Raw genomic sequence first — 21977 nt, forward strand, 5'->3', positions numbered from 1 at the left:
CAACCCAAACCAAATACCATGATACACTGGCTGTCTTTTTTGCTGCTACCCGCCTTGTTGGGCTCCGCGCCCAACCCCTCCCCTTCCTTCGACCGACAGGTACTGGACGAACGGGTTAAAATCGGATATGGACTCGGAATCGGCGATGTGGACGGAGACGGAAAACCCGATATTCTGCTGGCTGATAAGACGGAATTTGTCTGGTACCGAAACGGGGACTGGAAACGATTTGTGATGGTGGAAAACCTCACCCCCTATGACAACGTATGCATCGCGGCCAGAGACATTAACGGGGACGGGAAGGTAGAAGTGGCCGTAGGCGCCCAATGGAATCCCGGCGAAACCTCCGACGATACGCAGTCCGGTTCGGTGCATTACCTGATACGCCCCGACGATCCTACCCAAAAATGGGAGCCGGTACGCCTGCACCATGAGCCCACCGTCCACCGCATGCGCTGGATACAAGCAAACGACACGCTATTTCATTTGGTGATGCTGCCGTTGCACGGCCGGGGAAATTCCGGAGGCACAGGAGCAGGAGTAAAGGTAATCGGCTACGAAATGCAGGATGCAGCGGGTCGGGACTGGAGGCATTGGGTCATCGACCAATCCATGCACCTTACCCACAACCTGGAAATCGTCCCGGAAGGCAATGCAACAGAATCCTTGTACATCGGAGGCAAAGAGGGCGTGAAGGCCTTTCACTACGCAAACGGCACCTGGAAAGCACATCCCAACGGGGACTGGCTGGTAAGCGGGCAGGGATTCGGAGAAATCAGGGTGGGAAAGAATAAGGCCGGCAGGCAATTCCTGACAGGCGTGGAACCTTTTCATGGCCCTACCTTATCGGTTTACCTTCCCACAGCCGCCGGCTTTACCAACGAAAACCTGGACCGACAGGTCCTCACCGAGGCCATGAATCAAGGGCATGGACTGGCCGCTGCCGATGTACTGGGCCAGGGAAGCGATCAAATCGTCATTGGCTGGAGAGAACCAAACGAGGCAGGCGAGATCGGCATCCAACTCTACCAACAACTCCCGGACAACTCCTGGCAAGCACATTGGATCGACAAAAACGGCATGGCCTGCGAAGACCTGAAAATAGCCGATCTGAACGGCGATGGCAAACCCGACATCATCGCCTCCGGAAGGTCCACCCAAAACCTGGTTGTCTACTGGAACAACAACAACTGAATAAGCAAGCGCTTTTCCCACCCATGTAACCAAACCCTCCTCCCATGAATCGTATACGAATGACCTGCTGCTTCCTCTTTGCCTGCCTGCTGCAGCTGGGCATCAGTTTTGCGCAGGACCTGGCTCCGGCGGCCAATGCCTTTATCGAAAGTCTGGATGCCGATGCCAAAAGGCAGGCCTGCTTTCCCTTTGACCACCGTGAGCGCTTCGACTGGCATTTTGTACCTCGCCAACGAAACGGGCTTACGTTTCACCACATGACGGCGCAGCAAAAAGCCGCCGCCCTCGACCTGATGCGTGCCTCTTTGGGTGAACCGGGCGTGAAACGCACGGAGGCCATTTTCGAATTGGAAAACGTGTTGCGGGACGTGGAAAACCGACCGGCAAACGACAGGTACCGGGATCCCTTAAACTATTATTTTAGCATTTTTGGAACGCCCGGTGGTGAAAACGAATGGGGTTGGCGGCTCGAAGGCCATCACCTATCACTGAATTTTTCCTCGCGAAACCAAACCATTGTGTCGGCCACCCCTTCTTTTATGGGCTCGAACCCTGCCCTCGTCCTCTCCGGGCCTTTTATGAACCAACAGGTCCTGGCCGAAGAAACCGATCAGGGATTTGCCCTGCTGCATGCCCTGGACGAAACCCAACGAAAACAGGCAAAATTCTCGGAAAAAGCCCCGGTGGATATCATCACATCCAACGACCGGGAGGCGGCTCTATTGGACCCAAAAGGGATTGCCTATGGCTCACTGAATGAAAATCAGCAGCACCTGCTGCAATCCCTGCTGATGACTTACCTTTCGCGATACACGGCTACCTATCGGGACATCCTGCTCGAACGGATACACAAACAGGGTTGGGAAGACCTTACCTTTGCCTGGGCTGGCAGCGAAACCAATGCTGTTGGAGAACCGCATTACTACCGCATACAGGGAGCAGACCTGCTGATCGAGTACGACAACGTTCAAAACAATGCCAACCACGTGCACACCGTGGTCCGTGACCTGCAAAACGATTTTGGGCAAGGCGATGCACTGAGAAGCCATTACCAACGGGAACACCTGCCCAATGCGCTGGCAAAGCAGGGGCAATAAGGGTCGCTGATTCCTGACCGCCCCGAACCATCGGGCCGGGCGCCTGCCGTGGGAAACAGGCCGTATTCTACCAAAAAACCGCTTGCACCGGGCGAATCGGCACCCCATCGCCTGCCGATATCAAGGGGATCCGGTGGCAGCGGTCTTCCGGGAGGCATCGGCGGGATCATGCGGATTGTCTTTTTTTCACACCCGCAGACGGTCTGGGCGATGGTCGGGGGAAATACGCCATGCCCCGGGTGGCCTGCGTTTCCCGGGATCGCCAAATCCAGCAAGGTACAAGGGAGCTACTGAAAGCGGTTTCTTCGATCCGAATGAATCCTGCTGTGCAGATCTGCCGGGGATCGTAGGTAGGCGGTTAGAAGAAAGAAAGGAAACGACTGCAGTCAACCCGCCTTTTCATGGAAAGGCACACGTTTCACGCAGCGCAGGTATCAGGTGCTTTTTTTCCGCAAGGGGTAGGTTACCTGTTCCCAAAAGGTCTTTGGGAATTTTTCCACCCCATCGAAGCCCAGGGGTATGTCCCTGCCCTCGTGAGGAATGTAGGCGGTACCGAAGAGGTAATCCCAAATACTTAGGGTGAGTCCGTAATTCACGCCATAGGATCCCTTTGGCAGCGTTTTGGCATGGTGCCAAATATGCATAATGGGATTGTTCAGCAGGTATTTTAGCGGTCCGTAGGTAATGCGTAGATTGGCGTGATTCAAATGGCCGATGGCGGTAGCGAAAATGTGAACCAGAAAGAAATCCGTTAATCCAAAACCAATCATGGCCAGGGGAATGTATTGAGCGCTCTTGTACACAATGGTCTCCATCCAATGAAAGCGCAGGTGCGCGGCAAATCCCATTTGCTCGACGGAATGGTGTACCTTATGAAACTCCCATAGCGCCGGCACGCGGTGCAGCAGGCGATGGACGTTCCACTGAATAAAATCGGCCACCACAAACAGCAAGGCAAACTGTGCCCATCTTGGCCAGGAGCTCACCTCCAGGGCTACCAGGTTGGTAATACCAAACAGGCCCAGAAAATCGTTAAAGGCCTCAACGGCTACATTGGAGATGGCATTGTAGGCGATCAGGGAGAATAGAAAAAAGTTAAAAAACATGTAAAATCCATCCAACCAGAAATCCTTCCGCAGTGCCGGTTGGTCTTTTCGCCAGGGAAACAGCAGTTCCAGCAACCAAACCGCTAGCGAGAGCCCCACCAGCCACCAAAAATAATTGGTCCAGGAGGGATACATGATTTCGTCCACCAGGTAATTGAAGTACCCATAATAGGCATCGATGATGATTTTACCGTATTTTTCCATGTCTATTTTTCCAATTTGCGTGGGGTTTTCCCAAATGCTTCGCCCAAAACACCGAACCGTTCGGTCTGGGAAGGAAATCCCTAGCGTAAAAAGAGGAGACCCACACAAGTCTCCTCTTTCCAGATAACTAAACCCAATAAAAACCAAATAGGTTTTACTCAAAATAACCAAAAACCGGTTCTTGCTGTTTTGATGGTTAAAGATAAGTCAGGCGATTTGACCGGTTGGTGACAAGGGTTACATTTGGTCGAAAAAGAGGCCAATTACCTGAGTCATTCATTGGGAACATTGGGAATAATTTCTTACTATTAAGCGATTGCAACAGCAAAAACGCCTTTCATGTATTACACCACCGACACAGCCACCACACCTTTTGCCAAGATACCTGAAGGTAATTTGACCGAAAAATGGTCCCATTTCAAAGACAAGGCCCGGCTAATCGGCCCCAATAACCGGAAAAACTACCACATCGTCGTCGTGGGAACGGGTCTTTCGGGTGCTTCTGCCGCTGCTTCACTGGCCGAGCAAGGGTACAGGGTGACCACGTTTTGTTTTCAAGACTCGCCCAGGCGAGCCCATTCGGTGGCTGCACAAGGAGGGGTAAATGCCATGAAAAATTACAAAAACGACGGGGACAGCGTTTTCCGCATGTTTTACGACACCCTCAAAGGGGGCGATTTTCGAGCCAGGGAGGCCAATGTCTACCGGTTGGCCGAATGCTCGGCTTCCCTTATCGATCAGGCGGTTGCGCAGGGCGTTCCCTTTGCCAGGGAGTACAGCGGGTACCTCAACAACCGCTCCTTTGGGGGGGTGCAGGTGAGTCGCACCTTCTACGCCCGGGGACAAACCGGACAGCAGTTGCTCCTGGGTGCTTACCAGGCACTCATGCGGCAGGTGCACCTGGGAAGGGTCACTGCATATACCCGGCACGAGATGCTGGATCTGGTCACCGAAAACGGCGTGGCGAAGGGCATTGTGGTGCGCAACCTGGATACCGGCGAAATCAGCCGGCACGGGGCCCATGCGGTGGTGCTGGCCTCGGGAGGGTTTGGGAAGATTTATTACTTATCGACCCTCGCGATGGGATGCAATGGATCCGCTATTTGGCGGGCGCACAAGCGGGGAGCCTGGGCTTCCTGCCCCAGTTGGACACAGATACACCCTACCTGCCTGCCTCAGTCCGGAAGCCACCAGTCCAAGCTCACCCTCATGTCGGAATCGCTGCGAAACGACGGCAGAATCTGGACACCATTGACAAAAAATGATACCCGCCCTCCCGGCGCCATTCCGGAAGAGGAACGCGACTACTACCTGGAACGGAAGTACCCCTCCTACGGCAACCTTGCCCCCAGGGACATTGCCTCCCGGGCCGCCAAGGAGCGGATCGATGCCGGACACGGCGTGGGACCCTTGAAGAATGCCGTCTACCTAGATTTCAAGGACGCCATCGCCAGCCAGGGAAAAGCAGCCATTGCAAAGAAATACGGCAACCTCTTTTCCATGTACGAAAAGATCACCGGCATCAACGCCTACCAACAGCCCATGATGATCTCCCCGGCCGCTCATTTTTCCATGGGAGGCTTGTGGGTGGACTACGAGCTCAGCTCCAATATCTCGGGCCTGTTTGTCATTGGAGAGGCCAATTTCTCGGACCACGGAGCCAACCGGCTGGGAGCCAATTCCCTGCTCCAGGCCTGTGTGGACGGCTACTACATCCTTCCCCAAACCCTGCCGCATTACCTGGCCCTCCTCGGAAAAGGCACGCAGACAGACACCCAATCGCAGGCATTTGAGCAATGTGAAAAGGAAGTCAGGACCAAACTTACCGAGCTAATTCAGATAAACGGAAGCAAGACCGTGGATCATTTTCACCGGGAGCTGGGTAAAATTCTCTACGACAAATGTGGCCTGTCCAGAAACGAAAAAGGGCTGATCGCGGCGATAGAGGCCATCCGTGTGCTTCGGGAAGCATTTTACCAGGAGTTAAAGATTCCGCAAACAGTAAACGGTATCAACGAGGAACTGGAAAAAGCCGGCCGGGTAGCCGACTACCTGGAAATCGGGGAATTGATGTGTGTGGATGCCCTGAGCCGGGAAGAGTCCTGCGGTGCTCATTTCAGGGAAGAATACCAGACAAGCGATGGGGAGGCAAAAAGAAACGATCGGGACTACGCCTTTATTTCTTGCTGGAACCGGGGGGAAAAAACTCCGGTGCTTATCAAAGAACCGCTGAAATTTGCGTACACCGAACCTACCGAAAGAAGCTACAAGTAATGGAATTCAAACTAAAAATCTGGAGACAAGCAAATTCCCGTGAAAAAGGAAAAATGGTGGATTACGAGGTGAAGGACATTTCTCCGGACACCTCCTTTCTGGAAATGCTGGATCAACTGAACGAGTCACTGGTGCTTCGGGGAGAATCGCCCATTTCCTTCGATCACGATTGCCGGGAGGGCATATGCGGGCAATGCAGCCTCTTTATTAACGGGCGGGCACACGGGCCACTGGACCAAACCAGCACCTGCCAACTTCACATGCGTTCTTTCAGCGAAGGGGAGACGATTTATGTGGAACCTTTTCGGGCGGCCGCGTTTCCCATCAGAAAGGACCTCAGCGTCGACCGGAAGGCCCTGGATAAAATCATTAGCTCCGGGGGATACATTTCTGTAAGCACCGGACAGGCACCGGAAGCCAACCAAACGCGGATCAGCAGCGAGGCCGTAGAACAGGCTTTTGATGCGGCCTCCTGCATCGGCTGTGGCGCCTGCGTGGCCTCCTGCAAAAACAGCAGCGCCGCATTATTTACTGCCGCAAAAATCAGCCATTTGTACCAGCTGCCTCAGGGAAAAATGGAACACAAAAAGCGTATCGAAACCATGGTAGAAACGATGGATGCACTTGGTTTTGGGGCCTGTAGCAATACCGGGGCTTGCGAAGTGGAGTGCCCCCAGGGCATTTCGATCGCCCACATCGCCCTGATGAACCGGGAATTTTGGAAATAGCCTGACGAGATGAACCTGGCTGCAATCGATATCGGCACCAACAGCATTCACATGATCCTTGTGAAAGTTCAGGAAGGAAACCGGTTTGACATCCTCATGCAGGAAAAAAGCATGGTTAAATTGGGCCTGGGCGTATTTGCCAACAACGAACTGAGCCCCGAAGCGCTGGAGCGCGGCGTGGAAACGGTAAAAAAGTACGTCCAACTCGCCGATCAATACGGCGTCGATGATATCATTGTCAGCGCCACCAGCGCGAGTCGGGAAGCCAAAAACGGCCGGGAATTTTTAGACCGCCTGATCCGGGAAGCCGGCATCTCGCCTCGATTGATTTCCGGAAAAGAAGAAGCACGCTTGATTTTTCTGGCGGTGAGGCAGGCCATCGCCATCAAAAAAGAAAAAGTACTGGTGCTGGATATTGGGGGTGGCAGTACAGAAGCCGTTGTGGGGGACCAACACCGGGTTTATTTCGGTAACTCCATGAAACTCGGCGTGCTTCGGCTCCTTGACAAGGTCGGGCATTCGGGACCACTGACCGAAGAAGCACAGCAGGACCTGCAGGGGCACATTCGACAAGCCGCATCCAAGCTGATGGAAACCGTCCGCGAATCCGGATTCGACCGGGTGATTGGCACCTCCGGAACCATCCGCTCCCTGGCAGAAGCCTGTCTTGAAAAAACGGAAAATCCGGACCCCGAACGTGTGAACGCCGAAGAAATTCACCTGGACGATCTCATCCAACTCCGAAACAAATTGATCCGAGCCAATCCCGATACCCGCGCGGCCATCCCCGGAATCAGCCCCAACCGATCCGATGCCATCCATCTGGGAGCCCTGCTGCTCGTAGAACTGCTGCAATTGGCCGGAGCCGATCGAATAACGATCTCCGATGCTTCCTTACGCGACGGAATGATTCTGCACTACATCGAAAAACACAAGCTGCAAATCGGTAGCGAAACCCAGGGGAAAAACCTGCGGGAAAAGAGTTGCATCTGGCTGGCCAATCGCTACGAGACCGAACTGGACGCCAAAAAACACGTGTCCGGCCTGGCCCTCCAATTGTTTGATCAACTCAAATCGCTTCACGGGGCAGGAGATCCGGAGCGAAGCCTGCTGTATCACGCCGCCTTGATATACGATGTAGGCCTCTACGTGAAATTTCAGGATTACCACAAACATTCGCGCTACATCATTGACCACAGCCAACTGCGGGGTTTTACCAATGAAGAGGTGTTGGTACTGGGACATTTGGCGCGCTACCATCGAAAAAAAGGACCCCGGAAAAAGCACAAAAAATTCAAGCGGCTCTCGCCGGCGCAACGAAATCAAGTTCGATTATTGGCGGGTATTTTGCGCATCGCCATCGGCCTGGATAAAACCAAAAATCAATGGGTACAGACGGTCTACTGCCTTCCCGGCCGGTCAGCCATCGAAATCAAAGTATTTGCGGAAGAGAACATCGCACTGGAACTATGGGAAGCCCGGCGCTTTTCGGATACACTCAGCCACTTCCTGAAAAAAGACATTCGCCTGACGATGGGCTAACTACTGCTTTCCCCTGTGATAAAAATCACTTTTTTAACCGATGAAAGCGGCCAAATTTGTGGTTCGTAGGATTTGTCAGACCGACCCTGGTCCTGAGATCCGAGTAACGTTCAAAATCAGACACCAATGGACTTCAAAAAATACTTACCCTTCCTACAATGGCTGCCCCACTACGACAAAACGTATTTGAAGGGAGATTTGTCAGCCGGTATTACCGTGGGGATCATGCTGATTCCCCAGGGAATGGCCTATGCCATGTTGGCCGGCCTGGAACCCATTCATGGCCTTTATGCGGTCACCATCCCACTCATTTTATACGCCATCTTCGGAAGTTCCCGGCAGCTGGCGGTAGGTCCCGTGGCCATGGTTTCCCTATTGACTGCAGCAGGTATCAGCAGTTTGGGACCCGCCTCTCCCGAAGAGTACCTGTTGTACGCGCTGACCCTGGCTTTTCTGGTAGGGTTGGTCCAATTTTCGATGGGGGCCTTGCGCCTGGGCTTCGTGGTGAACTTTCTCTCCCACCCGGTGATCAACGGGTTTACCTCTGCAGCGGCCATCATCATCGGATTAAGCCAGATCAAACACCTCTTTAAGATCAATCTTCCGAACAGTGAACACATTCAGGAAATGATCGTGGCGATCTATCAAAACATCGGAGACCTGCACTGGCTTACCTTTGGCATCGGACTGATGGGGATTCTAATCATCAAATTTGGTAAAAAGATTCATCCCTCTCTTCCAGCCCCCTTGCTGGCAGTAGTAGCAGGGATTGTCCTGGTATGGGGTTTCGGTTTGACGGAAAAGGGCGTTAAAATTGTAGGAGATGTCCCAAGTGGATTACCTGGTTTCTCCCTTCCCTCTTTTGATATCAGCGGCTGGGCCACGCTGCTGCCGATCGCACTCACGATTTCTCTGGTTGGCTTTGCGGAAAGCTTTGCTGTAGCCAAAACCATTCAGGCCAAGCATAAAAACTACCGGCTGGATGCCAATCAGGAGCTCATGGCCCTGGGCATAGCCAATTTTGGCGCCGCATTTTTCCGGGGCTACCCGGTAACGGGGGGATTCTCGCGAACGGCGGTCAACAACCAGGCGGGGGCCAAAACCACTCTGGCTTCCATCATAAGTGCCGGATTGATTCTTTTGACGCTTTTGTTTTTTACCGGCCTGTTTTACTACCTGCCGAGTGCCATTCTGGCTGCAGTAGTTTTGGTGGCCGTCGCGGGGTTGATCGACTTCAAAGAACCGCTAAACCTTTGGAAAAAAGATAAAACGGACTTCTCCATGCTGATCGCCACCTTTTTGATCACGCTTACCCTGGGCATCGAAACCGGCATTATCGCGGGAATGGTTCTATCCCTGCTGGTTGTGATCTACCGGGCATCCAGACCCCATATGGCCCGTTTGGGACGGGTACCGGGAACCAAAATTTACCGGAATGTCCGGAGGTTTGCCAATCTTGAAGTCAACGATAAGTTGCTGATCGTTCGCATCGACGGACCCATTTACTTTGCCAATGTGGAGTACATACGGGATAAAATGAATCAATGGCTGACAGAAAGAAAACAGCCAACCAAAATGATCGTCTTCAATATGGAAAGTGTCACCAGCATGGACAGTACCGGGGCGCACGCGCTACACGATTGGATCATGGATTGGCGGGCCGAAGGGATTGACGTAGCCATTACCGGTACCAAAGGGCCGATTCGAGACGTGCTGGATAAGTGGCGCCTCATCGAATTCATTGGTGCCGACCACATGTTTATCGACGATCATTCGGCCACGGCTTACTTCGAAAAATCCTTGGACGATACACGCATGGAACAGCTGGCAGCCTATGCCCTGCAAAGCAATGTAGAAAAAAAATAACGAGCGGACGCACATACAGATGCCGATGAAAGGATCGGTCGCTTTAGAAAAGCAGCTCATGGGTCGAGAGGTTGGGGAAAAATCCCCAACCTCTCTTTTTTTCCTTCAGGCGGAGTCCGTTTTTAACCCGGAATAGACCGCTACATACACTCGGATACCCATAAACGGTCGCCTGCTTTCGGTAACCAAAGCGGCACCTTATCCGCATAAACAAAAAATCCCGGTGGACGTTCCACCGGGACCCAAACGGCCTAACTACCAGAGGAGCGTCCGGACTTTCCTGCTGCCAGGTAAAGCGAACGGCTCTCTTCGATGCAGGCCGGTCATTTTATGCAACTGGCATTGTTGCTTAACTGCCCGCCTGTATGACACCGCAAGCGACTCTTGCTCCGGCGGCACCGGATGGCTGAGAGGTGAAGTCATCTGCTCCGGCATGGATAATCACGGCTTTGTTGACGATGTCCGAACGGGAACCGTCACCGATGCTCCATCCCTCGACTTCCATCTCGAGGCTACCTACCCCATCTTCTCCAACGACCATATTATCGATGTCGCCACTATGGTGCTCTCCTTCGCCTCGTTCGCCGTGCGGGTCATCGGTAGGATTCCAGTGACCGCCAGCAGACGTGGCATCAGCTGCGCTGCAATCGCCATTTTCATGCAGGTGCAAGGCATGTTCTCCGGCACTCAGGTTTTCTACATCCATCACCAAACGTACCTTTCCGTTATCAAGGGCGGTAAAGGTAGCTGTCCCGGTGACATTGGCTCCGCTGGCACCGGACAAAACCGCTACTGCGGAACTGGTTTCCATGGCCGAAGCTTCCGGCTCGTTGGTTGTCATTTCCTGATCCGCGCTTGTCCCTTCTTCTGAGGTATTGTTTCCAGTCCCGCAGGCGAAAGCAAACGTGGTAAGACCTAGTACTAATAAATAATTATTCAATCGATTCATCATCACAATTCTTTTTGATTAACACTCATTCGACGGGTTATGTACAGAAAAAAATGTGCCAATCTGGTCGAAAACCAAAATCCATCAAAATCTTGGTGCAAACCAGGGATGCGTTACCTCCCCCCGCGGAAGGCCCGTATCGTGACTCGCAAGCCGAATGGAACTGCGCCAGCCAACCTTAATGATTTTTTAACGGTCCCTTTCTGACCCCACTTTTGGTTTTTAGCTATATTCGCCCAACGAACAAAACATGAAGAGTTACGAATCCAAATGGCTATGGTGCCTGGTGCTTGGTTCATTGCTGATCCATTTTGCCAATATTGGCGGTTTCAGTATTTACGCACTGGATGAGGCAAAAAATGCCACGGCGGCAATCGAGATGTGGCAACAAGACGAATGGATCTTACCCACATTTAACGGGGAACCGAGGTACGCCAAACCACCTCTGCACTACTATGCATTTGCCCTGGCTTATTCCTGGTTTGGAATCAATCCCTTTGCGGCGCGATTCTTCCCCGCACTTCTTGGATTTGGCCTGATTTGGCTGGTGTATGGATTTACCCGATACCATACCAACAAGCGCCTGGGTTTTTGGGTCGCTTTTGTGTTGTGCTGCAGTCCCCATTGGGCCATACAGTTTCACATGGCCGTTCCGGATCCATTCTTTTTGTTTTTTCTAACCTTCTCTCTGTTTTGCTTTTTTACGTTTGTCAAAAGCGATAAAAAGTCGCGTCTTCTTCTACTCGCTGCCTACTCAAGTTTAGGATTGGCTGTACTAAGTAAAGGGCCGGTAGCTATTGTTCTGGTTGTGGGCACGATGGGTCTCTTTCTCCTTATTCGTCAAGATAACCCGCTTCGACAAATCGGCACCCTACTCAATATTCCAGGATTGGTATTATTTTTAAGTATGGTACTGCCCTGGTACGTGCTCGTCGGTATACAATCCGAGGGCCAATGGATTTCGGAATTTTTTATGAAGCACAATATAAGCCGGTTTTCCGCCCCCATGGAAGGGCACGGGGGCGGTCCCTGGCTAACCTGGGCTTATGTATTCGTGGGAATGCTACCATTTTCCCCACTGTTGGTTTTTCGGCTTCGAAAACTTCGCTTACTGCTCGAGCCAAAAAATGACTTATTACTCTTTTCGGCCTGCGCAGCAGTGGTCGTCGTGCTTTTCTTTTCAGTTTCCGCAACCAAACTTCCGAACTACACTGTACCGGCTTACCCATTTTTAGCGATTCTGATGGGGTTCTTGATCAACCGATTTATTCGAATGAAAAACCATACTCCGGTTCGCGTTTTCGGATATGTCTCCCTGCTTACTTTGTCCCTGCTAACCCTGCTTCCTTACATCCTGTTTTGGTCCATCGAAGAACTACGTCACTTTACAGAAGCCGCATTCCCCCTACTGGTGCTCGGAATTGTCTCTATCGGTGTACTTGCCCTGATCCTGATTTTTCGTAGAAAAAATGAAGCAATCATCGCAACAATAGGAATCTCCTTCTACCTGGTTGCTGTTACCTTTTTTTATTTTTCTGCTCCTTCGCTGGATCGATTCAATCCGGTATTGAATGCCCCGCTACAAACCCTGCGCCAGGCCGAACTGTATTATTATCAGATATACAATCCGGCCTTTTCCTTTTATCTTCAAAAAAAAGTCGAGAACATCGAAGAACAAAACCGTGTTCCGCATTCGGGTTTTGTACTTACCAGAAAAAAATACCTCCCGGAGTTTGACCGGCTAGACATCCCCTACCACATAGTGCATGCCCAAAAAGATCTGTTTGAACCACCCATCACTGTCGTTTTGGAAATACATCCCTAAGGCTTTGACATGTTTGACTTTCGGAACTTGATCTCTCCGGGAATCCGCAAACGGCCTATCTGTAGCTCCAATCGTCCCTCCCACCAGGAACGGTGGGGTAAAGAATGCAGAAGTAAATACCCGACATAGGCGGAGAAAATACCAAGTAGCGAACCTGCATACACATCCCAAATAAAATGCTGTAGCAGGTACACCCGACTGAAGCCCACAAGCACCCCTATCGCCAACCAAAAGACCTGCCACTGCTTTCCAGCAGGTCGAATCAACAACAAACTGGTTACGAATAAAAAAATACTGGCCGTATGTCCCGAAGGAAAGGTATGGTAGAGGGCATTGCGCATCCCTTCGATGCGGTACAAGGGCTCACCTTCGAAGTAGGCCACCGGTCGCAGCGTTCCTGGAAAACAAACCTTTTTAAAGAAATGAACCAAAAAAGCATGGAGCAAAAAACCAATCGTCAGAAACAAGGCATCGGCATACCGAACCCATAAAAAGCCGCCGACTAGAAATACAGCGACCAAACCGTCTCCCAGATTTGTAACGCTCTTGAAAAAAATATCCAGGATGTCTGTGTGTTGGCGATTGATCCACAATTCCCAGTAGCCCTTTTCCTTTCCAAGCAAAACAACCGGGAGGAGTACTAACAAAAAAACGTATCCGGTAAAAAAAACGCGTGGGAGGGATTGCCGGCACTTGCGCCAGGGAATAACTTTCATGCTCGATCCAAATAAATCATTGATTGCTTTACCCAAGAAAGGTAGCAAATTGAACTTCCATACAGGTTACCGGAAAATAATCAAACCGTTAACCTTCTATCCATTGCTACCGTCTCATTCACTTCCGAACGTAGGTGTAGGTACTATCTTGCAGCATCGAAGTCTGGAAAAACTAATGGATACCTGCTAATCAACCTGGATTGCCAAATAAATCTCTCCTGCAGGGGCCGTATTTCCAGGCAATTTCTCTAATTTTAGTGATGTCGAGGGTATCTTACCAACCAAACTCCTTTGTTTCAGGATAGCGAGCCTGACGCAAGCAATACATGGCGGGAGGGATATCGTGTCCAGATTCTCCCGATGATGATCGGGGCAGGCTATCCCGGCCTAGGGTAGGGGACAAGTTGAGACTGCTGAAAAATAACGAATAAACCTATGAAAATTGATTACCAAAATCCCCAAATCCCTCCCGGCACCGGGCAGGTAGATGTACCCCTGGTATTGGCTACTGAAGAATCCCTGAAGGGATTTGGTAAACTGGTCAGCAAAGACAGGTACCGCAACTACCCCATCGAAATCGTTCGGTGGCCAGCCTCCGGATGGAGAAAAGTAGACGAAGGTACCGGAGACGAAGCAGGTACGGTCTCGGGCGATTTTGAGTTTTTTTGGGAAGGAGATTGCTTCAAAGGAAAAAACCATGCGGTAGGTTCCGAATACCTGTTTGGCTGGAGCAAACCGCCGGAAAAAGCGGACCCTCTGTCCCTCGAGCAGCCAAAAGAAGTATTGCTCTGGCATGCCAACTATCACCCGGATGGAGGGCAACTGTTTTTTCCCCTGGATGGCAAGCCTTTTATCACGGCATTGGCGCTGCCTGGAGACGATGTACGCCCGGAAAACTTTGTTGCTTTCAAAGTGGAAGGAGGAATGGGGCTGTACATTCATCCGAACGTCTGGCACGAAGCGATCGTTCCACTGGAACAAAAAGCCGTGTTTTACGACGAACAGGGAGCGATCCATGCCCGGGTAAGCATTCATTTCCCAAATGAGTTCGGCGTTTTACTGCGGATACCCATTCAGTAATTGCCGATCCAGCAGGTTTAACGCAGCCGGTAGCCTCTGGTCTGCCCGTCCGCTATACGCAAAAGATGCATCGAGGTACATTGCCAGTACCGCACTGCCACCTTTTGTTCCTATTGAGACCGGTCGATCCTAGGCAAGCCCGTTGTCATTCGGCTCAGGACCAAGGTAGGAGCACCTTTATTTTTGATGCATCAGCGGCCCAATCCGATTCGATGAGCCTTTGCGCTTTCCGACCAAAAAAAATACCGCCCGGATTCCTCAGCCTGGCTGAAGAAGGCTGGGCGGTATTTGCACCAACTATTGATTCATTTCCTTCAGGCGACCGCTTGGTGGTCGGTCGAATGATGGGCTTTCCAAAGAAAAAAAACAAACCCCGATTGAGGGACCAACACCAACGCTAGTTGCGGAAGCAACGCTCCGGAACCCAGGCTCCAATCTACGTTTAACAGTGCGCATACCGATACGATTACCACTACCGATACCATTGCAAACAGATTGGCCAACACTAATTTTGTTTGATTTTTCATGACGTGATAGAATTAAAAATTTGAAAGAAAAAAGGGCTGTTTTCCGAAATTACCCCCCTTTACTTCACGAATGTCGGCGATAAAAACAGAATTACCAAACCAGAAAATTGATTGAAAATCAAGTCATTAAATGCAGTTTCATTATAGAAAATAAATAATGTATGTCAGTTTAAAGAAACTGTATTTCGCTCCAAAAAAATAATTCAAAAAAAAATTATTTTTTTTAGCCGGAACCCTTCATCGAGATTTTCGGCGATAAAATCCGAATGGGAGGTGACACCGATCGAACTAAGCAAATGGACCCGATGGCTACCCAGTGGGGTTTTGATTCTCGAGATTCATTGTGCCGGTAAGGTGCAGCACCTGAAAATCATCCACCACTAAGTGGCGGAGATGTTACTGAATACCGGCGGCTCCTTTCGATTAATCCTGATCCACCATTTTTACAGCAGGCAGGGAAATCACCTTTCTCGTCCAAAATCGTATCGTTTTGCCCGGAGCACTCCGGTCGAAACACACCCGGGGGCCATTTTTTTCATTTCTGATTTCTTTCCCAAAATTTGCTGTTATTTTTGTGTTCAGGAAAACATCGCATGGGATACCAGATTAAGGAATTAGCAAACGGCATCAGAATTGTACATCAGGAAGTAAGCAGTACCCGATTGGTGCACTGTGGGTTTATCCTGGATATTGGAAGCAGGGACGAACGAGAAGAACAGGAGGGACTGGCACATTTTTGGGAACACATGGCCTTCAAAGGGACAAAAAAACGGAAAGCGTTTCACATCATCAATCGACTGGATTCCGTAGGCGGGGAATTGAATGCGTACACCACGAAGGAGAAAATTTGCTTTTATGCCAGTGTTTTGCAGCAGCATTGGACGAAGGCAGCGGAATTGCTATGTGACATCACGTTTAACAGCACCTTTCCACCGAAACAGATTGAGAAGGAAAGGCAGGTGATCCTGGAGGAGATGGCCATGTACCGGGACTCGCCGGACGACGCCATACAGGACGAGTTCGACGATTTGTTATTCCCGGGGCATTCGCTGGGATACAACATTCTGGGAACCGAAGCCACCGTAAGTCAGTTTACCCAGGAGGATTTTCTGACCTTTGTGGACCAACACCTGGATACCTCCCGTATCGTTTGTTCGGTAGTGGGCAACATCAGCTTTAAAAAAGCCCTCCGCACGCTGGTTCCCTTGCTTAGTGCCGTGCCCCCGGCAAGCCGCAAAAGACAGCGAAAGTCCGTAAACGGCTATTCCCCACGAACCACGATTCAATACAAAGAAATTACGCAGGCGCACTGTGCCTTGGGAAAACCTGCATTGGCGCTCCAGGACGAACGGCGGTTTAAATTGTACCTGCTCAATAACATCTTGGGCGGGCCCAGTATGAATTCCCGATTAAACATGGCGCTGAGAGAAAAACACGGACTGGCCTACAGCATTGAATCGGTCTACCAGCCCTTTACCGACACCGGATACATTGGGATTTTTTACGGAACCGAAGAAAAAGCCGGAGCCAAAGCGCGAAGGATCGTCCTGAGGGAAATCCGAAAAATTCGTGAAAAAAAACTGGGAACCCTGCAACTGCATATGGGAAAGGAACAAACCATCGGGCAAATGGCCATGGCCGAAGAAAATTACTCCGGACTGATGTTGGTATATGGAAAGAGCTTGCTGGACAAGGGCCGCATTGAATCATTGGAAGCTATTTTCAAAACGATCCGGTCCAGCACAGCCGAGGAACTGCAGGAACTAGCGAATGAGGTGTATGATGATGCGCAATTCAGCTTTCTTACCTATTTACCGAAACCACAATGATACCTGAAGAATTATGGGGCTATTGTGTGGATCACAGCAGTCCGGAAGACGACTTACTGGCACATATTTCCCGGGAGACGCACCTGAAAGTACTGAAACCGCGCATGCTTTCCGGGCCGCTGCAGGGGAAATTCCTGGAGATGCTCGTAAAGATGACCGGCGCAAAACACCTGTTGGAAATCGGTACCTTTACCGGCTATGCCACCATCTGTATGGCCCGGGGCCTTCCGGAAGGAGGAACCATCCTTACCCTGGATAAAAACCAGGAATTGGAAAAAATGGTCCGTGGCTTCTTTAGGCAATCGGGGCTCGAAGAGAAGATCGATTACCGGCTGGGACATGCACTCGATCTACTTTCCGAGTCTACCGATCGTTTTGATTTTGTTTTTATTGACGCAGATAAACAAAACTATACCCACTACTACGACCGGATCGTTGAAAGGCTGCTTCCGGGAGGTCTGTTAGTTGCGGACAATGTACTCTGGTCAGGAAAAGTTCTCGCCAAAAACCGAAAAAAATTGGACAAAGATACCGCCGCAATTTTGGCTTTTAACAAAAAAGTGAAGGAAGACCCCCGGGTGGAAAACGTTGTATTACCTATTCGGGACGGCATTACCCTTGCACGAAAGCGCTGATTCTATCATGATGAAAACAAGTTTCGTTGGTTTATTTTTTACCTTTTGCTGGCTGAATGCCGCCATGAGCCAGGTTCCGCAGGTGCCCCGAACCATTCAATTTGCCAACATGACGCTTCGCCTGGATGCCGGCTTGCAGCGAGATATTCAAGAAGAGGTCAATGCCCAATACCGAAGTCCTTCCCATTTTCAAACGAAATTGGACCGGGTAAACCTCTACCTCCCCATCGTCGAACGCGTGCTGCGGGAAGAAGGGGTGCCGGATGACTTTAAATTTCTGGTCATTCAGGAAAGTAGTTTGATCGCTGATGCAGTCTCCACTTCCAATGCGGTCGGATTCTGGCAATTCAAACAGGCTACGGCAGAGGAGGTGTTCCTGCGGGTGGACCAGGATGTGGACGAACGGAAAAACATCGTATCCGCTACCCGGGGTGCGGCCCGCTACCTAAAAAAACACCAGCGGTACCTTGACAACTGGGCCATTACTCTGGTATCCTACCAAATGGGTCTTGGAGGCGCAAACAAGTATTACAAGGGCAGGCATAAGGGCGAACGAAGCATGGAGCTGGACCGGGACACCTACTGGTACCTGAAAAAATTCCTGGCCCATAAAATTGCATTCGAACCCCGGTTGGGCCAGGTTGTCAGCAATGGCGATTATCTGCACGAATATCCGGTAGACGGCCCCACTGACCTGAAGACACTGGCAAAAACCCTGGGAGTCAGCGAAACCCATCTCAGGGAATACAATACCTGGGCAAGCAAGGGCAAAATTCCCGGTGACCGTACCTACGTGGTGACGTACATTCTCAACGGAATCGTACCCAGCCGCCCACTGATCGCCACCAACGCGCCTCAAGCCATTTCCGATGGCCTCTCCTCCGGAAGAGAAAATGCGCGCGGCTTCCCACAAATTACCGGAAATCTTTCCAACGCCCGGCAGCCCAGGGAAATAAGGATCAACGGAATCCGGGGAATTTTGGCAAACAGTAGCAACCAAAACCAATTGGCCGCCCAGGCCGGAATCAGCGTACGAAAACTGAGGCGATCCAATGACTTAAAGGCCTCCGATCCCGTGCAGGCCGGCAAGTATTATTATACCCAACGCAAAAAAAGCAAAGGAGAACCGGAGGAGCACATCGTCCAGCCGGGCGAAACGCTCTGGGAGATCTCCCAATTGTACGGCATCCGGCAGCATTCGCTCATGGCGAAAAACCGGGTGTACCGAGACGAACAACTGCTTCCCGGAATGGTCCTGCGTCTGCGAAGCTACTACAAACGCAACGAGCCGATTGCCCGTGTAAAACTCGCCCCGGCAAGGCCGCGTAGTGCGGGAGTGGTAAAATCAGCCGCTCCTACGAAACCCAAACCGGAAACCTCACCGGAAAATATCCGATCTACCGAGACGGTACCCAGCCCCGCCGCTTCGGTACAGGTACACACGGTGCAGCCGGGAGATACACTTTACGCCATCTCCAGAAAATACGGGGTAACGGTAGAGGAGTTGAAATCCTGGAACGAAATCGGTAGCAACAACCTCCTTTCCGTCGGACAAAAAATCGAGATCAGAAAATAAATAAAGCAAATGACCGTATATTTGCCCTTTATCTGAAAAAATGCCATGCCGTATCGGATTTTAATGATTTTGTTGATGCTTTTTGCCGCCCGTACCGGCTACAGTCAGGATCTGTCCCGCGCAGACACCGTCATCATCGGGGGAGATACCTTGGTCATGCTAGGTGATTCACTCATATTCACGACCGAAGCGCCCCCCGTTTACTGGGAAAAAGGAGGGAATTACAACCTGAGCATGCAACAGGTAAGTTTGAGCAATTGGTCCGCCGGTGGTGCCAGTTCCTTTGCCTTCACCACTGGTCTGCAGCTTTTTGCTAATTATAAAAAAGACAACATCATTTGGGACACGAAGTTGTCCGTAAACTACGGGATCAATCGGCAGTCCGGACGTGCCTTTCCTACCCGCAAGACCAACGATAACTTCATTTTCACCAGTAAGTACGGGCGTCAGTTGAGCGACAAGATTTACCTGTCCACCCAAATCGATGCACGAACGCAGCTTTTGGCGGGGCACCGGTATTTCCGGCCCTCGGGAGCCGAGAGAGACAGCCGAAATCGAATTTCAGACTTCCTCAGTCCCGGGTATGTGCAATCCTCCACCGGTCTGAACTACCAGACATCTCTGGAGAATAAGGGAAAACTATCGTTTATCCTGTCCCCGTTTACCGGTCGTTTTACCATCGTACTGGATGATTCCCTAAGCAGGGCGGGCGCTTTTGGGGTGTTACCCGGCGAAAACGTACGGGCGGAAGCGGGTGTATCCTTCGGTTCGTCCGCAGACGTTCAGTTAATGGAAAACGTGCGTTGGAAAACGGACCTCAATCTTTTCTCGAACTACGAAAAACTGGGCAATACCGTCGTCAATTTCAATTCTATCGTAAGCCTTAAGGTCAACAAATACATTACCACACGCATTGAGACGATCATCATTTACGACGAGAGCGTATTTATTGAACAGGACGACGGTACCTCAACCCGAGCGATACAACTTCAAAACCTCATCAATTTTGGAATCGGAGTCGATTTCTAAAAGTCTGTTTCCAGGCCAAACCGGTTTTTTAGTTCCTTGAGTGCGGGTGACTTTTCTAATAAATACCCCAGTTTTTCACGCGAGGTGTACAGGCTTTTAACCGGATCCAGTGCCTCGGCTTTGACTTCAAAATTTACCTCGACCTCGGGGTGCTGCAGTTTGTTGCGAAAAATACCGGTCAATTCCGGCTTGAGTTTGGGAAAAAGGTCCTCCTGCAGCCCTCCGTGAATGAGAAATACAATCTGTTGTTCCCGAACCTCAAAGGGCTGTTGCAGGAGTGCCATCTCCATGTTTTTATGTCCCTCCTTAAATGCCCGTTTCACTTCTTCCAAAACCCCCTGCACCTCCTCCCCGGTAATTGATCGATTGGGGTTAACCGGGGTTTCCACCGAAACGGTTGGCTCCGATCGTTTTTCCTCCGTTACCTGTGGAAGGGGACGGTCTTTTAGTTGTCGCTTCACCTGCCCAAGGCTGGAAGGAATCGGGATGGACTTCTTTAGCCCAGAAAAGCGTGTCCCTCCTTCCTGTCCGGCCGGTAGGGGCTTTGGATCCGAGGCGATAGTGTTTTCAGTCGTTACGCTTTTTTTTTTGAAGGATCCTCTGCAAGGCTGGCAAGATTGATGGCGTGGGGAAGTTTTGCAAGCTTCATCAATACCAATTCTACGTGCAGACGCTGGTTTTTACTGGTCTTGTAGGACATGTCCGCCTGATTGCAAATTGTCAGTGCGGACAACAAAAAAGAAAGGGAGGCCTGTACCGATTGCTCTTTGTATCGCTTTTTGGCCGATTCCGAAACCTGAAGCAGCTGTGCAGTATCGGGGTCTTTGCAAACCATCAACTCCCTGAAATGCTCACTCAATCCCACCAAAAAATTATGTCCATCAAAGCCCTTTTTAAGGATCTCATCAAAGATCAGCAAGGCTTTGGAAATACTTTCTTCCAACAGCGCATCCGTCACCCGAAAATAATAATCGTAATCGAGGATGTGCAGGTTATTGATGGTTTCCTGATAGGTAACCTTTTTCCCGGCAGAGTACGTGACGATCAGGTCAAAAATGGAAAGCGCATCTCGAAGCGCACCGTCCGCCTTGGTAGCGATTAGGCGTAGCGCTTCTTCTTCGTAATCAATGTCTTCTTTTTTCGAAATGTACTCCAGGTGCTGGCTGATGTCCGGGATCTGAATCCGGTTAAAATCAAATATCTGGCATCGGGAAAGAATGGTAGGAATAATTTTATGTTTTTCCGTAGTTGCCAGGATAAAGATGGCATGCTTAGGTGGCTCCTCCAGGGTTTTCAAAAATGCATTGAATGCCTGCGTGGTAAGCATGTGTACCTCATCAATGATGTAAATCTTGTACTTGCCCCTTTGCGGCACGTACCGCACCTGTTCTACCAGGCTGCGAATCTCCTCCACCGTATTATTTGATGCAGCATCCAACTCGTGCACGTTAAACGAACTGTTGGAGTTAAATGCTTCACAGGAACTGCAGGCATTGCATGCTTCCCCGCTTTCCAGACGGTTTTCGCAATTGATGGTTTTAGCCAGAATCCTGGCACAGGTCGTTTTTCCAACTCCCCTGGGACCGCAAAAAAGAAAAGCCTGAGCCAGGTGGTCGTTCTTAATGGCATTTTTCAGCGTCGTCGTAATGTGACTTTGCCCCACCACACTCTTGAAGTCCGAAGGTCTGTATTTTCTGGCAGAAACAACAAAATTTTCCATTACCGCAAGTTATAAAATTAATCCAACTTACATCCGGTCCGACCTGGTTTTTAGCAGCGCATTTTTGCTAACCCTTTCAA

At 50.7% G+C, this 21977-nt stretch carries 18 protein-coding genes; 12 read left to right on the forward strand and 6 right to left on the reverse strand.

The genetic code is table 11. The annotated features are described in order from the left end of the window. Nucleotides 1-18: 18 nt before the first annotated feature. Together ABWH99_RS20590 and ABWH99_RS20595 are read left to right on the forward strand one after the other, a co-directional pair. Nucleotides 19-1194 (forward strand): FG-GAP repeat domain-containing protein, encoded by a 1176-nt coding sequence (locus ABWH99_RS20590; protein WP_375583667.1) that lies wholly within the window; start codon nt 19-21, stop codon nt 1192-1194. A gap of 44 nt (nt 1195-1238) precedes the next feature. Then, nucleotides 1239-2291: a DUF3500 domain-containing protein gene (locus ABWH99_RS20595; protein WP_375583668.1), complete on the forward strand. Its 1053-nt coding sequence runs from the start codon at nt 1239-1241 to the stop codon at nt 2289-2291. Nucleotides 2292-2725: 434 nt separating this feature from the next. Here ABWH99_RS20595 and ABWH99_RS20600 read toward each other — a convergent pair whose 3' ends face one another. Continuing rightward, a complete protein-coding gene (locus ABWH99_RS20600; RefSeq protein WP_375586610.1) occupies nt 2726-3601 on the reverse strand; it encodes a sterol desaturase family protein in 876 nt (291 codons plus the stop codon). 339 nt (nt 3602-3940) lie between these two features. Here ABWH99_RS20600 and ABWH99_RS20605 point away from each other — a divergent pair, with 339 nt between their 5' ends. From ABWH99_RS20605 to ABWH99_RS20620, 4 genes are all read left to right on the forward strand, one after another. Continuing rightward, nucleotides 3941-5875 (forward strand): fumarate reductase/succinate dehydrogenase flavoprotein subunit, encoded by a 1935-nt coding sequence (locus tag ABWH99_RS20605; RefSeq protein ID WP_375583669.1) that lies wholly within the window; start codon nt 3941-3943, stop codon nt 5873-5875. After that, entirely contained in the window at nt 5875-6603 is a 729-nt protein-coding gene (locus ABWH99_RS20610; RefSeq protein ID WP_154859493.1) for a succinate dehydrogenase/fumarate reductase iron-sulfur subunit, read from the forward strand. The genes ABWH99_RS20605 and ABWH99_RS20610 overlap by 1 nt, the downstream gene beginning before the upstream one ends. 9 nt (nt 6604-6612) lie before the next feature. Then, nucleotides 6613-8145 carry a Ppx/GppA phosphatase family protein gene (locus tag ABWH99_RS20615; protein WP_375583670.1) on the forward strand — a complete coding sequence of 511 codons (1533 nt, stop codon included), beginning with the start codon at nt 6613-6615 and terminating at the stop codon, nt 8143-8145. A 126-nt stretch (nt 8146-8271) separates the two neighbouring features. Beyond that, complete coding sequence (locus ABWH99_RS20620) at nt 8272-10011, forward strand: SulP family inorganic anion transporter (protein WP_375583671.1); 1740 nt, start codon at nt 8272-8274, stop codon at nt 10009-10011. Between the two features lie 349 nt (nt 10012-10360). Here the strand turns inward: ABWH99_RS20620 and ABWH99_RS20625 are convergent, their stop codons facing one another. Next, the gene (locus tag ABWH99_RS20625; RefSeq protein ID WP_375583672.1) at nt 10361-10963 is read right to left on the reverse strand and encodes a superoxide dismutase family protein; all 603 of its coding nucleotides are present in this window, start codon (nt 10961-10963) and stop codon (nt 10361-10363) included. Between the two features lie 247 nt (nt 10964-11210). Here ABWH99_RS20625 and ABWH99_RS20630 point away from each other — a divergent pair, with 247 nt between their 5' ends. Further along, on the forward strand, nt 11211-12785 hold the full coding sequence (locus tag ABWH99_RS20630) for an ArnT family glycosyltransferase (RefSeq protein WP_375583673.1): 1575 nt from the start codon (nt 11211-11213) through the stop codon (nt 12783-12785). On the opposite strand, the gene ABWH99_RS20635 is transcribed toward ABWH99_RS20630, so the two are convergent. Continuing rightward, entirely contained in the window at nt 12782-13501 is a 720-nt protein-coding gene (locus ABWH99_RS20635) for a phosphatase PAP2 family protein (protein WP_375583674.1), read from the reverse strand. The genes ABWH99_RS20630 and ABWH99_RS20635 overlap by 4 nt on opposite strands. A gap of 435 nt (nt 13502-13936) precedes the next feature. Here ABWH99_RS20635 and ABWH99_RS20640 point away from each other — a divergent pair, with 435 nt between their 5' ends. Further along, entirely contained in the window at nt 13937-14581 is a 645-nt protein-coding gene (locus ABWH99_RS20640; RefSeq protein ID WP_375583675.1) for an ureidoglycolate lyase, read from the forward strand. Between the two features lie 314 nt (nt 14582-14895). Here ABWH99_RS20640 and ABWH99_RS20645 read toward each other — a convergent pair whose 3' ends face one another. Next, a complete protein-coding gene (locus ABWH99_RS20645; protein ID WP_375583676.1) occupies nt 14896-15108 on the reverse strand; it encodes a hypothetical protein in 213 nt (70 codons plus the stop codon). Between the two features lie 593 nt (nt 15109-15701). Between ABWH99_RS20645 and ABWH99_RS20650 the strand changes: the two genes are divergently transcribed. From ABWH99_RS20650 to ABWH99_RS20665, 4 genes are read left to right on the forward strand one after another with little or no spacing between them, the layout of a single operon-like run. Next, nucleotides 15702-16937 carry a M16 family metallopeptidase gene (locus ABWH99_RS20650; protein WP_375583677.1) on the forward strand — a complete coding sequence of 412 codons (1236 nt, stop codon included), beginning with the start codon at nt 15702-15704 and terminating at the stop codon, nt 16935-16937. Next, nucleotides 16934-17572 (forward strand): O-methyltransferase, encoded by a 639-nt coding sequence (locus ABWH99_RS20655; RefSeq protein ID WP_375583678.1) that lies wholly within the window; start codon nt 16934-16936, stop codon nt 17570-17572. The genes ABWH99_RS20650 and ABWH99_RS20655 overlap by 4 nt, the downstream gene beginning before the upstream one ends. 7 nt (nt 17573-17579) lie before the next feature. After that, the gene (locus ABWH99_RS20660) at nt 17580-19148 is read left to right on the forward strand and encodes a LysM peptidoglycan-binding domain-containing protein (protein WP_375583679.1); all 1569 of its coding nucleotides are present in this window, start codon (nt 17580-17582) and stop codon (nt 19146-19148) included. A 45-nt stretch (nt 19149-19193) separates the two neighbouring features. Beyond that, nucleotides 19194-20177 (forward strand): DUF3078 domain-containing protein, encoded by a 984-nt coding sequence (locus ABWH99_RS20665; protein ID WP_375583680.1) that lies wholly within the window; start codon nt 19194-19196, stop codon nt 20175-20177. On the opposite strand, the gene ABWH99_RS20670 is transcribed toward ABWH99_RS20665, so the two are convergent. Continuing rightward, nucleotides 20174-20638, reverse strand: coding sequence for a hypothetical protein (locus ABWH99_RS20670; protein WP_375583681.1), 465 nt, complete (start codon nt 20636-20638; stop codon nt 20174-20176). The two genes, ABWH99_RS20665 and ABWH99_RS20670, sit on opposite strands and share 4 nt — an antisense overlap. A gap of 113 nt (nt 20639-20751) precedes the next feature. After that, the gene (locus ABWH99_RS20675) at nt 20752-21897 is read right to left on the reverse strand and encodes a DNA polymerase III subunit gamma/tau (RefSeq protein ID WP_375583682.1); all 1146 of its coding nucleotides are present in this window, start codon (nt 21895-21897) and stop codon (nt 20752-20754) included. Between the last annotated feature and the right edge of the window lie 80 nt (nt 21898-21977).

This window comes from Cyclobacterium xiamenense (assembly GCF_042140265.1).
Taxonomy (GTDB): Bacteria; Bacteroidota; Bacteroidia; order Cytophagales; family Cyclobacteriaceae; genus Cyclobacterium; species Cyclobacterium xiamenense_A.